The sequence below is a fragment of the Devosia sp. genome (assembly GCF_017307565.1).
Taxonomy (GTDB): domain Bacteria; phylum Pseudomonadota; class Alphaproteobacteria; order Rhizobiales; family Devosiaceae; genus Devosia.
The window spans coordinates 1-10,934 of record NZ_JAFKHD010000458.1 but is presented as its reverse complement, the minus strand read 5'-3'; the positions used below and the strand labels follow the sequence as shown (position 1 = coordinate 10,934).

The window sequence follows — 10,934 nt, the reverse complement described above, 5'->3', positions numbered from 1 at the left end:
TGTAGAGGCAGCGCGCCTCCACCGAGAGCCCATAGGCGATCATCGGCTGATCGTCGACCAGCGCCAGGCTCGGCTCCATGCCGTTCCACACTTCGCCATCGCAGGTAAAGGGCAGCGCCGTCGGCCTGTCCGCCGCCGCCGTCTCCGAGCGCTCGGCAAAATCGGCGTTCCATTCCGCCTTGCCCGACTCCTCGCAGGCCGAAGTGCAGACGGCATAACCCAGCTCGAACCCGTTCGTCGTAAAGGCGATATGCGGGATATCGTGGGAGTCGATTGCGATATCGGGGCTCTCGCCCACCTTCTCTCCGACCCCCAGCGGATAGCCGAACCAGTTCTCGCCGTCGGCCGCCGTGCAGTCCTGCTCGCAATAGAGATAGAGCAACTGGCTATCGAGCCCTTCGATATCCACCCCATAGCCGGTGAACAACGCCACGCGCGGCCGCCCATCCGCCGTCAGGTCCATGCTCCAGGTCGGATTGGGGTAGGAACCGCTCCCCTGCGCGATCACCCGCGTGCGGCTCCAATTGGCGCGCACCGCGCAGTTCCCGGCGCATTCGTAATAGTAGAGCCCATCCTCGAGATCGTTGCCCTCTTCGTCAAAGGCATAGACCCCGGCAATCACCTTGGCGCTGCCATTGGGCCCGAGCGCCAGCACCGGATAGCTGAAACTTTCAGTATTATAGCCGACCTGATTGGCCAGGTTGGTCTCGGTCCAGTTCGCCGCCAGCGTGCAGTCGCGCTCGCAGGACATGTAGAAGCCGCCATAGTGGTCCGGCTCGACGGCGTAGTTGCTGTCCGACACCATGAAGCGCGGCCTGCCCGCTTCATCAAGCGCAAAGGTGCGCTCCGGCAGGCGCTCGCGCCCGATATTGGACATCAGCCCATCAGCGGTCGTCGTAATCTGCCCGATCCGCCAGCTGCTCTTGTCGAGACAATTAGTGTCGCATTCGGCGTAGAAATAGGCGGTGCCATTGGCCTGGTCCGGCGCCCAGCCTGCCCCCAGAATACGCGGTGCCCCCTCGGGCGTCAGCGCCAGCTGCGCCTTGACGGTCTGCGGCAGCTCCAGCGCCACCCGGCTCCATGCCGCGTCCTCGGCACAATCTCCGCCCTTGCAAAGCGCATAGTAAAGCGTGTCGCGATTGTTCTCGCCAAAGCCGATAAAGGCCGCCTGCAAGCCGGTTGCCCGATGATAGGCAAGCGAAGCGCTCGAAGTCTCATCCTCGGGGGCGAAATAGGCGCCCTGCACCGGCCCCGACATGTCGACGGCTGCGCTCACCCAGGCAGGCGCAGCCGCAGTCGCCGCGGATTTATCCTTGGCCGCCACAGCGTGCACCGCAAGCAATCCGAACAGGCCGGCCGCCAGAATTCGCAGCATTCTTTCCCTCATCAACCGCCAGAAATTGCGCATTAGCGTAGGGCGGTCGGGGTTTTCCAGCCCCCTCCAAACGGCCGGGGCGCAGAATCCGCCCGGTTTGCGCTGGTTTGCCGGGCTTTTGACGGCTCTTGCGCATAACGAAGAAAAGCTTGTTGGAAGCGCTTGAACCCACCGGCATCCGCAGCTATAACGCCGCTCGTCGCGCTTCGCACCGGCCCGTCCGATGCCATCCCGAGCGACAAAACCTGACGGAGTATAGCGCAGCCTGGTAGCGCACCTGCTTCGGGAGCAGGGGGTCGAGTGTTCGAATCACTCTACTCCGACCAATAAAAACAAGGGCTTAGTGAGAAATCACTAGGCCCTTGTTCTTTCTGACGACAGGGTTGGCGACAGGGCTCCCAACTGACGATCTTGGTCACCGGCTGACATCTTTGCAGCGGACCTATGCAAAAGATTATTTTCAAGCACAGGTATGGCACGACATTACCCACAAACGACAAAAGCCCCGACCGCTAGGCCGGGGCAGGATCAATTCTAGAAACAAACAGAGCTTACCTACAATGTCCTCTGCGGTGATCGCAAATCCGGTCACTGCTACCGCCGGGACTATTGCCAGCACCGCCACGATAAGCCAGAGGGCGACAGGGCGCCCATCTCGATGATCGGGTTATTGAGGCATGGACTCCCATGTTGGAGACCGCATCTCACTGAATACGCCTCAGAAGGGAGAGCCAGCCTTTTCAATGCGGGATTGTTCCTTGTGCACTGGCAGTGGCGGGAGTTTTGTTCCAGCGGCCCAGTCAAGGGTGGCGAAAACTGACCGAAAGTAAGGATAGCAAGCAAACGGGGCAACACGATCCACGAACTGCTTAACTGCCGCAGGGTTGTGTCCTGCGAGATTTTCGTAAACTACAAGGTACTCCGCTTTGCTGTGCAGGGCCGTGGTTCGCGATTTCTTAACCGACACCACGAGCTTCACTGCAGCGACAACCGCTCCCTTTTCTTGGTCAAAATCGCTTTGGCCCAGCTCGATTTTTACATCCAGCTTGCGCTTTGCCTTGTCGCCGAAGAAAGCAGGTTCAACCTCGAAAGAGATATTGAGAAGTTGCACGGCCTGGAGATCAGCGTCACGCACCACAGCATTATATGCGTCGCGAAGCTGTTCAGCTTCATCTCTTTCTTCGACTTCCGGGCCATCATTGGCCGCAACATCACTCATCATGCCGCCTGTGCTGCGTGGACATAATTCCACAGCCTGTCTTCGTTAGCCGCAACTCGGGGCCGCTCTTCTCTAATGGCCCATGCCGGCTCACTTTCCTGAACAACAGAAAGGAAACTTTTCAGCTTCTTGTCTTTGGCTTCGACCTGTTTTTTCTTCGCCTCAGCAATGCGCTCAATGGCGCCGTACTCAGCGATATAACCAAGGAAGTGCAGCGCCCGGGCCATAACCTTGAGAGTAGGATTTGCCTCCGAATCAAGGAGCTGAGACACGCGAGCCCTCGAAACCCCGAGAGCCTTGGCAAGCTCGGCTTTCGTCAGGCCAGCCTCATTCATTGCGTCAATGAGTGCGAACTGGAACTTGAGCACCGCATCTTCTTCAATGGCGATGTAATCAACACGGTTCTTCGCAGTCATTTCATTTCTCCCACTCAATCATGTCAGCTGCATTGGCAGCTCGTTTGAGGACCTTCGGGTCTGCCTTATTCGTCTTCTTTGCAGGATCGCAGGCCACACCCACGAAACTGCGCTTGCCTTTGTAGGTGCGGACCACCCCATAAAGGCGAAACTGATGCGACTTGAACTCGTACAGCAGATGCTCGTTCCCGCCTTCTGCTCTAAACCTTCCAAGTGACTTGAATTGTTCTTCGGTAAACCCGGCCGTACCCTTGTCGGCAAACCGAGGGAAGAACCCATCCAGACGTCTAGCAGCGCGCCGACTTTCTTGGTCGGAACGCTTACAGACGGCCTTCCATTCTTTCAGAGCTTCACCCACGAGCCACACATCAGCGCAGTCGCCCCTAGCTACACATTCTTCCAAACTTTCAGCACCTTTGGGCGCCCCAGACCGGGTCATTCTGCGTCCTAGGAGTTAAGTTAAAGCTAAACGCATTGCAACTATCGATTCCATCATAGCAGCCACACATTTTTTTCAACTCGCATTTCTGCAACAGACGATCAACCACCTTTAATTGCGGGTTGATGCAGCTTAACGCCAGTTTACTTTCCAGAAGGACTAAATCAAAATGCTGGTGCTCGTCAGAGCTATGGCGATAAAATGCTATCGGAATAAGCCTTACGGACCCGGGGGCAGTACCCGGCGCCTCCACCACCTTTCTCGGGGGCGAAACAGGATCGACGTGGGTGTAAAGGGTTGTCTTTCGCTCGGCATGGTTCCGCCGCCATCGGGCCAATTTGATAATTGCAAACAGCAATTACGCCAAGGTTTCCCTCGCTGCGTAACGCAGCGCCGAACCTAAAATGAAGCCCTTCTCCCATGGCTGGGAGTAAGGCGGGGTTCGCAGGCACCTGGCAACAGAAGCCTGCACTTCATCTCACGCCAGAAGTTATTTCTACCATCCCAACACCATGCCCAAGGATTAATCTCCGAGTAGCGGTTCGCCGAGAGCGCTGCCAAAGGCCTACCGACGGAGCGCACCGGAACCAAGGCTATTTCGACGGCGGCGCCTTGCCCCTCCAGCGGTCCCACAGGGCCATCGGATCCTTGCTGACCAGGCCAATCCAGATCACCAGGTTACGGCCAGAAATGCCAAGGATGCCGGCGATGGCATGGGACCAGTCGCCGGGAAGGTTCAGATTGGCGACTATGGGATCGGTGGCCAAGACGGCGACGGCCATGCCGCAGAATACGGCCAGCACGCCAGTGACGAAACTGTGCCGCTTGATGTCGAGCAGAACCGCCAGAAGCGCCATGATGAAGGATGCCGCCAGCGTGGTAGCCTTGATGCCGAAGTACGTCTGGATCGGGTCAGTCATGGTCAGCGCCCACCGAGATTTCGAACTGCAACAGCGCCGGCAACCGCCCGTGCGCTCATGGTGAGGCCAATCACCCCGAAATAGGAGAGCAGGATCGCGCCCTCCCATTCGTCAAATGGTGGCGGCCATTTCTCGACGCTCCATGGCTGAGGCCACATCGTGTCCCAGCCAACCAGCCAGAGGTGCATCACGAACGGAAAGGCGATTAGGAAAGTGAGCAGACGCTGCTCCCAATGGGCCGCTGTCGCCAGCCGAACGGCAGTGGCGGCCTTTCGGGCTTCCTGACGATCCTCATGGGCCCGCCGCTGCTGATCGTTCATGGCGGCCAGCTGTGCCGCTTCCCTGCGCTCGACGAAACCGAGCAGCTTGTCGAGCAGCCCACCGCTGAACCAGTTGAGAATGGTTTTGAGCATCAGCGGCGCTTCCCCAACCGGTCGCGGCGCATGTCCACTTCGGGATCATTGGGCAGCACCGCGGCGCGCGGCCGGGTGAGCCAGATCAGGATATATCCAGCAGCAATCACGTAGGGCCGATATTCGGCTGGCACCACCGCCAGCACCTCGGGAGCGCCAAGCAGGCTCGGCAGCGCCGCGGCCGCCGCGAAGAGCGCGCCTAAGATGGCGGTGCGCCAGCGGACAAGAGTTTCCAAAAGGCGTTTCATGGTGGCCTCCTATTTCCGATTGAAGATTACGTTGAGAATTGCGAGCAGAAGGGCCAGGAGGCCCGAAGCGGGGCTGTCCGCAGGCTTGCCGGTCGGGGGCGACATATCTTCGTCCAGCGCCGCGAGACGCGCAGCAATGGCCTTACGGGTCTTGTCTCCGACTTTGCCGTCGATGGTGAGCCCTGCCCCGGCCTGGAACAGCCGAACATTGGCCTCGGTCTCGTCGCCGAAGCGGCCGTCGATGCCCTTGAGGAATTTGAAGCCGAGTGCGGCAAGATCACCCTGCAGCGCGCGAACCGCCTCGCCCTTCATGCCGGGCAGCAGCATCGAGGCATCGGCCGGCACGATGGCCTTTGGCGGCAGCGGCGCGCCGGTTGCAGCGTCGATGCCCTCGTCATGCTTGACGAAGGCCGCGGCGGCTTCGACGTGGTAATTGTTGGCGGCGTAGCCCTTGCCGTTGTAGCGGCTCACAGCAGGCACCCAGCTTTCGGGCTTGCTGAAATCTTTGCCGGTAAGCTGCTTTGCCAGCCCCCACGTTTTGAGCAGCGTGACCATGCCCAGCAGCTGCTCGCGTTCGCCTTGCTTGAACGCGGTGAACATTGCCTCGGCAGAGATGAAGCCGGCATCTTTGGCGTTCTCGCCGAGGATCTGCGGCAGGCCGTACGATGCGGAGCGGTAGCCCGGTTCTCGCGCAATACCGATGGCCTTCGCCAGGCGGGGGTAGCTGTCGGCGGGATAGTTCCGCTTCCATTTGGCATAGGCCAAGCCAGCGGCCGCGGCGGCGTCGCGCAGTGTGCCCGAGAGGTTTCGCCAGAACACATGGGGCTCGAAGAGCATCTTCGGCCGATTCTGACTGTCGAAGCCCCTGCCTGCAGCCTCGACTTCTAGAAACGCCAGCAGCACGGCCGTCGAAATCCCAATTGCGCGCGCAGCGTCGCCAACGTCGCCTTGGGCAAGGCGACGCCCGGTTCCTACAAAGGCCATGCAGGCCTCCTTTGATGATGGATTGACAGTTATCGTCCCGTGCCGCCCAGTGCGGGCATGGGGGATGCAATCATGCGATGGATGATACTTGCGGCGCTGGTTCTGGGGACTTGCCAGTCCGCGACCGCTCAAAGTCGGCAATTTTTCGTCAGCGGGAACGATCTGTATGAAGTGTGTCAGACCAAATCAGCTGACTGCGTAGGCTTCATTACCGGCGTAGCCGACGCGCTGGAGGCGCTACCGGCTTCGATGCGAGGCACCTGCAGACCAAAAGGGGTAGCATTGGAGCAGGTTTTGGATTTTGCAGTTCAGACCCTTAGGGATAACCCCACGACCCGGCACGAACCTGCCTTCGACCTCCTTGCCAAAGCCTTTGTCGAGACGTGGCCCTGTTGAAGTAACCCACTGTGAGTGAATTGATGCTGGTCGGATTTCACCTGACACACCGGATGCTGGTGCCCGGCGATATCATCGAACCGGGCAACTGGGGTTCCGTCATTTTGGCGACGGGAGCATCTCATGACTGGTATGAGCGAGAACAGCTGATGGAAGCCATCCGGGTGGCGCATTACCCTGAAAAGCCGAGCAGACTGCAGACCGCCTATTTCTTCCCCCATCTCGAACATGCCTTGCACTATTGGGTGAACTTCAGTCAGGGCGACCGCGTCTACTGCGTTCAAGTGGCCGATGATTTGGCACCTCAACACCATGCATTCATGACCTGCCTGCCGCCGATTTCAGACCTGACGGATGAACAGGTCGCACATCATTATTGGCGGACCGATCTGAAAGTCACCAGAGGGCTGTTCCAGACCGCAACCGAAGAAATTCTCACGACATCGCCGCTCGTGGTGACGCAAGAATTCCTCCTGCATGCAGACATGTTCGAAGATCCTAGCGTGATCTCTGTCGACCTTTCGGCCCGAACATGAAAAGCAGCGCCCCGGCCGTCGAGACCACGAACAGCGCCGGCAACACAAACCACCACAGGCCTGCATCCCAAACGCAATGAGCGAAGGCGACATTAGCCGGGTCGAAGGCCGACCAGTCCATGGTGGAGCCCAGAGCTTGGTCATGGGCATCGCAGCAGTGGCGGATCGATGTGCCGAAGATCACATCGGGAATACCGGTGCAGCCATCATCGAGAGTTGTCATGCTCCGGCCCCATATATCCAGAGTGCATCCAGTTCGCCGGCATCGAGCCCAAGCACGACGCGCGCAGCTTCCACCAGGACGTGGTCACGCTCAAAGTGCTTGGCGAAGTCGAGCTTGGCCGAGACCTGCGCCCATTCGACTGGGTCATAGTGCTCGCTCTCGGGAACGTTGAGACTGGCCACCCAGTCTCGCAATTGCTGTTCGTGCCCGGTCGCCCTCACCACAAACCAGAACTGATCGGGTTCGAGGTTCGGCAGGCGTGGAACCGCGATAGTTACCGGATCGCGCAGATAGCCCATGGCCTAGCTCCAGTAGAAAAAAACGTCATGCAGCTCGACGTTCTTGTTGTTGAGGGTCTTGAAGCGCCAACGCGGCGAGGTGCCGGACGGCTGGCCCGAAACATCGGTCTCTGCCGCTTCGACAACCCGCAAACCACTCGGCATGCTGTAGCGCTCTGACAGGGTCATCACAGTCCAGTTCGCGCCAGCATCGCGTGAACATTCAAATGTGTAGTCGGTGCCTGCCGTCGCTGCCTCGACTTCCCTGACGTTGATCAGCGCCTTCATCTTGGTCGGCACCGACGCAGCGGTGAAGACGGCCGAACGAACTGTCAGGTTGTTTGGTGAGCTGGCGCCATACCCGTTGAGATCGGCAACGGAAACTGTGAAACTTGTCCAATCGGCAGCGATGACAACCAAGGCGATATAACGCGCCGTTACCAGTCCATCGTTAAAAAACGTCGACGGCGTCGCGGATGACGTTCCCGCCGTGCCCAGTTGTGTCCAATTTGTATTGTCGGTTGAGTACCAAGTGGTGAAATTGGCTCCCGCCCCTGCTGACTGGGCAATGCCAACCGCTTCAATCCTGGTAATGGTGATACTCGTTCCATAGTCAATCTTCGCCACGATGCGGCTACCAACTGGCGAGGCTGTGATGTTGCCGGGGCTCACGACAATGTTAGTCGCAGGGTTGTTGTCGTTGACATTGGCCGCAGTACCACCGAGCGGCGCAGTCGGGGTTCCCGTAGCGATGCGAGGCGAAATTGCTACCGTAGGTTTCAACAACCCCGCCGTGGCACTGTTGAGATGCGTTGCGCCCGCCACGTCCACATAGGTCAATGTGTCGAAGCTATCGGCGAAACGGTTGCCGGACGGGCCAAGAAACTGAGCTTGGTTGTTCATATCCGCCAACAGCAGAGCAACCTGCGAAACAGTGAACTCCAGCTCGGCGCCAGCGGCGCCGAGCTTGATGCGGATAGCGTCACGCTCTCCCGCATCGTTGCTGACCTTCGCCGCAGTGACGAACCCGTCAGCAACTGTTGCATAGGGCATGTCGGCCCAAGCCACCCCATTCCAGTACCGGAAGGCGCTTGCTGTCGTATTCCAGTAGATCTGCCCGCCGACAACCACACCCGCCGCTGCACTCGCCGCAGCATCATTCGTGAACCGCCCGAGCCAAAGCGATGTCAGGTCTTCAAAGGCAGCCGCAGCAGCGTCTGCACTTTGCTGCGCCGCGTCGGCCAGTATCTGAAACCGGTGATCCAGAACCAGTCGATAGTCACTGTCCACCGGTTCAAACAGGACCGGGGCGCCAGCCTGCAGATATCCTGCGCCAAGCGGCAAACCATCAAATGCGAGAAGATCAACACCGTTGATTGTCACCGGACCTGTGTTGGCGGAGACGGGATTGATCACGTACATGACCACAGAAGCAGGATCGATACCGGCCTCGACGATGGCCGTGACGGCATCGGCGGTCCCGCCCGTTACCGTCATGAGCGCTACAGACTTCCAACCCGTAGGCGCTTCTTGCTGCCAAAAGGTCCACTCGGCAGTCGAGCCCGGTGTCGTCGCATCGGGCGCGTTATTGAGGTTTTCTTCGATAGTCGAGACGAAGAAGCCCAAGCCGTTGTGGGTCACCATTTCGAAGGTGCGATAAGTCTCGTCAGCAGCCCATTCGCCGCGGAAATTGCGGATCACCATGTCCGATTCCGAGGCGAGGCCAATCGCGAAGAAGCGAAGTTCCCGCACGTAATCGGCCTTAGTCAGGCGGATACGATAAGCGTTGCCAGGCGCGTAGAATTCGACCCGCCCATTGGCCACTGTGAACCGTGACCCCATGGGGACCGTGCCGTCGCGGTCGGCGAAGACCGATTGCAGCCCGCCACTCTCCCGGCGAACCTCAACCGTTACGTCGGTCAGCAGATTGCCAGCCTCGTCCGTCGCGTCAAACTGCGCGATCGCATAAGCCATGATCGTCCTCGATTAAGTGATTGTCAGTTTGCAGCGACGCCAAGCAGCGTGCCGACCCATCCGGCGTTGGTGATGAAGGAAGCCCCGTCGATGCTCCAGCCACCAGCACCGCCAGGCGCATTGAATTCGCCGGAGGAAGAGCCGCCCGCTCCGCCGGGGCCGCCGCCAGAACCGCCGACATGGTCCCCCCCACCCCCGCCGCCGCCATTACTCAGGCCGCCGGCCGCTCCGGGACCAGCAGCCTCAGAGCCGCCGCCGCCTCCGGGCACAGCACCAGCCCCACCACCGCCGCCGCCGCCATTTCTTTGTGGCCCGAACCAGCCAGCCCAGTCGCCGCCGCCTCCGCCCCCGCCCCCGCCGCCTCCAGCGATGACACCAGGGCCCGTCAGTTTGATCGCATCGCGAACGAAGAGACCCGTTCCACCGGGATTGCCGTGGCCGCCTGAATTGTTGTCGCCACCCTTGCCGGTTCCACCCCAGCCACCCGCACCGGCAATGCGACCGCGCACGTCGAGCGTTGGCACTAACTCCGGCCAGATGCCGACATTGACCGCAGGTGCACCGGGCGTAACTGAGCCTATGACCACGCCCTCGTTGACGACGAAGCTTACCGTGTCCCCCACGCGAATGGTCGGATACAGCGAGTCATGGATGTCGCGCAGGTTCAGATTGAAGGCGTTGCCGTCGATGATGATCACCCGGTTCGACAGATCCTCTTCGTCGACAGCGGCATAGTTCAGCTCTTCGGCCTCAACGCGCTGACGACCGGGATCAACCCCGATGGAGGTGATCTGCATGGGCACCTGGTCGCGCGCGCCCATGTCGGTTTGAAGCTCTTCGGCATTGAGGCGGTAACCGCCTCCCACCAATGGCGTTTGATCCGCAAACAAGTCGAAGGTGAACCGGCGCGGCGCGACACGAAAACGGGCAAGGACAACCTGGCCGAGGCGGTCGGCGATGGTGCGACCAAAGGCGGGTATCCAGCGGCTGTAGATTTTCTTGATGGCCGGCGAGCCATTGTCCGCCTCGTCGTCCGTCGCGACGGTCACCTGAAGCGACCGATAGTTGCTCGCGTCCTCGACATCTTCGGTCGGGTCGATCATGCCGAAATAAACCCAGACCTGCGAGATGCGCTTGTCAGGCTGCTCTTTGATCGAAAGCGTGCCCGCCAGCACCGCCTCATCGCCCCATTGCACCGCACTGGTTTCAATCTGCCGCAGGACATGCAGGCGCAGCAGGCGGCTGCGATCATCCCACCAGATGGCAAGAGCCGCCTGCGTCACCATTTCCGACACCAGCTTGTTCACCGAAGTCGGCTCGGCGATCAGCGCCGTGTAGACGCGCCGCAGATGGCTACCGGTTTCCGATTGCCAGTCAGCGAGCGGCACGAATGCAGCCGGAACGCCGGCATAAGTCACAAACAGATCGCGGACGATATCGGCCGGGTCCTGCGCCACATAGCGAAGGCACACCTGCACGCGGTCCTGCGCATCATGCGCAACAGCTGCGGTGC

13 protein-coding genes, 1 tRNA gene, 1 other RNA gene and 1 pseudogene are annotated in these 10,934 nt (G+C 59.9%); 4 read left to right on the top strand and 12 right to left on the bottom strand.

Translation table 11 applies throughout. The annotated features are described in order from the left end of the window. Positions 1–1,375: hypothetical protein (locus tag J0I64_RS20335; RefSeq protein ID WP_291411694.1), on the bottom strand; the 1,375-nt coding region annotated here is incomplete at its 3' end. Positions 1,376–1,624: 249 nt separating this feature from the next. On the opposite strand from J0I64_RS20335, the gene J0I64_RS20330 reads away from it, so the two are divergent. Continuing rightward, positions 1,625–1,701 (top strand) — tRNA-Pro (locus J0I64_RS20330). A 392-nt stretch (positions 1,702–2,093) separates the two neighbouring features. Here the strand turns inward: J0I64_RS20330 and J0I64_RS20325 are convergent. From J0I64_RS20325 to J0I64_RS20315, 3 genes are read right to left on the bottom strand one after another with little or no spacing between them, the layout of a single operon-like run. Then, positions 2,094–2,594: a hypothetical protein gene (locus J0I64_RS20325; RefSeq protein ID WP_291411692.1), complete on the bottom strand. Its 501-nt coding sequence runs from the start codon at positions 2,592–2,594 to the stop codon at positions 2,094–2,096. After that, positions 2,594–3,010: a helix-turn-helix transcriptional regulator gene (locus J0I64_RS20320; protein ID WP_291411690.1), complete on the bottom strand. Its 417-nt coding sequence runs from the start codon at positions 3,008–3,010 to the stop codon at positions 2,594–2,596. The genes J0I64_RS20325 and J0I64_RS20320 overlap by 1 nt, the downstream gene beginning before the upstream one ends. 1 nt (position 3,011) lies before the next feature. Next, positions 3,012–3,368: a hypothetical protein gene (locus J0I64_RS20315; protein ID WP_291411688.1), complete on the bottom strand. Its 357-nt coding sequence runs from the start codon at positions 3,366–3,368 to the stop codon at positions 3,012–3,014. 219 nt (positions 3,369–3,587) lie between these two features. Between J0I64_RS20315 and ssrA the strand changes: the two genes are divergently transcribed. Next, positions 3,588–3,922: a transfer-messenger RNA gene (gene ssrA / locus J0I64_RS20310) on the top strand. Positions 3,923–4,042: 120 nt separating this feature from the next. Here the strand turns inward: ssrA and J0I64_RS20305 are convergent. Genes J0I64_RS20305 through J0I64_RS20290 form a run of 4 tightly spaced genes read right to left on the bottom strand, consistent with a single transcriptional unit; the run spans position 4,043 to position 6,014 of the window. Next, positions 4,043–4,369: a hypothetical protein gene (locus tag J0I64_RS20305; RefSeq protein ID WP_291411686.1), complete on the bottom strand. Its 327-nt coding sequence runs from the start codon at positions 4,367–4,369 to the stop codon at positions 4,043–4,045. A gap of 2 nt (positions 4,370–4,371) precedes the next feature. Continuing rightward, entirely contained in the window at positions 4,372–4,782 is a 411-nt protein-coding gene (locus J0I64_RS20300; RefSeq protein WP_291411684.1) for a hypothetical protein, read from the bottom strand. Continuing rightward, positions 4,782–5,030 (bottom strand): hypothetical protein, encoded by a 249-nt coding sequence (locus J0I64_RS20295; protein WP_291411682.1) that lies wholly within the window; start codon positions 5,028–5,030, stop codon positions 4,782–4,784. The genes J0I64_RS20300 and J0I64_RS20295 overlap by 1 nt, the downstream gene beginning before the upstream one ends. Positions 5,031–5,039: 9 nt before the next feature. Then, positions 5,040–6,014 carry an N-acetylmuramidase domain-containing protein gene (locus J0I64_RS20290; RefSeq protein ID WP_291411681.1) on the bottom strand — a complete coding sequence of 325 codons (975 nt, stop codon included), beginning with the start codon at positions 6,012–6,014 and terminating at the stop codon, positions 5,040–5,042. A gap of 57 nt (positions 6,015–6,071) precedes the next feature. Here J0I64_RS20290 and J0I64_RS22680 point away from each other — a divergent pair, with 57 nt between their 5' ends. Then, on the top strand, positions 6,072–6,410 hold the full coding sequence (locus J0I64_RS22680) for a Rap1a/Tai family immunity protein (RefSeq protein ID WP_366933767.1): 339 nt from the start codon (positions 6,072–6,074) through the stop codon (positions 6,408–6,410). Between the two features lie 11 nt (positions 6,411–6,421). Next, complete coding sequence (locus J0I64_RS20285; protein WP_291411679.1) at positions 6,422–6,946, top strand: hypothetical protein; 525 nt, start codon at positions 6,422–6,424, stop codon at positions 6,944–6,946. On the opposite strand, the gene J0I64_RS20280 is transcribed toward J0I64_RS20285, so the two are convergent. The 4 genes and pseudogenes from J0I64_RS20280 to J0I64_RS20265 form a co-directional block, all read right to left on the bottom strand. After that, the gene (locus J0I64_RS20280; RefSeq protein ID WP_291411677.1) at positions 6,909–7,169 is read right to left on the bottom strand and encodes a hypothetical protein; all 261 of its coding nucleotides are present in this window, start codon (positions 7,167–7,169) and stop codon (positions 6,909–6,911) included. The genes J0I64_RS20285 and J0I64_RS20280 overlap by 38 nt on opposite strands. Beyond that, positions 7,166–7,468 (bottom strand): hypothetical protein, encoded by a 303-nt coding sequence (locus tag J0I64_RS20275; protein WP_291411675.1) that lies wholly within the window; start codon positions 7,466–7,468, stop codon positions 7,166–7,168. The genes J0I64_RS20280 and J0I64_RS20275 overlap by 4 nt, the downstream gene beginning before the upstream one ends. 3 nt (positions 7,469–7,471) lie before the next feature. Beyond that, complete coding sequence (locus tag J0I64_RS20270; RefSeq protein ID WP_291411674.1) at positions 7,472–9,421, bottom strand: hypothetical protein; 1,950 nt, start codon at positions 9,419–9,421, stop codon at positions 7,472–7,474. A 23-nt stretch (positions 9,422–9,444) separates the two neighbouring features. Next, positions 9,445–10,934, bottom strand: a pseudogene (locus J0I64_RS20265) (hypothetical protein); the annotation flags it as partial.

Bases quoted from the DNA above. Each gene is read 5' to 3' on its own strand.
- J0I64_RS20320 (WP_291411690.1), bottom strand. From the start codon at position 3,010: ATGACTGCGAAGAACCGTGTTGATTACATCGCCATTGAAGAAGATGCG.
- J0I64_RS20280 (WP_291411677.1), bottom strand. From the start codon at position 7,169: ATGACAACTCTCGATGATGGCTGCACCGGTATTCCCGATGTGATCTTC.
- J0I64_RS22680 (WP_366933767.1), top strand. From the start codon at position 6,072: ATGGGGGATGCAATCATGCGATGGATGATACTTGCGGCGCTGGTTCTG.
- J0I64_RS20325 (WP_291411692.1), bottom strand. From the start codon at position 2,594: ATGAGTGATGTTGCGGCCAATGATGGCCCGGAAGTCGAAGAAAGAGAT.
- J0I64_RS20295 (WP_291411682.1), bottom strand. From the start codon at position 5,030: ATGAAACGCCTTTTGGAAACTCTTGTCCGCTGGCGCACCGCCATCTTA.
- J0I64_RS20270 (WP_291411674.1), bottom strand. From the start codon at position 9,421: ATGGCTTATGCGATCGCGCAGTTTGACGCGACGGACGAGGCTGGCAAT.
- J0I64_RS20300 (WP_291411684.1), bottom strand. From the start codon at position 4,782: ATGCTCAAAACCATTCTCAACTGGTTCAGCGGTGGGCTGCTCGACAAG.
- J0I64_RS20305 (WP_291411686.1), bottom strand. From the start codon at position 4,369: ATGACTGACCCGATCCAGACGTACTTCGGCATCAAGGCTACCACGCTG.
- J0I64_RS20275 (WP_291411675.1), bottom strand. From the start codon at position 7,468: ATGGGCTATCTGCGCGATCCGGTAACTATCGCGGTTCCACGCCTGCCG.
- J0I64_RS20290 (WP_291411681.1), bottom strand. From the start codon at position 6,014: ATGGCCTTTGTAGGAACCGGGCGTCGCCTTGCCCAAGGCGACGTTGGC.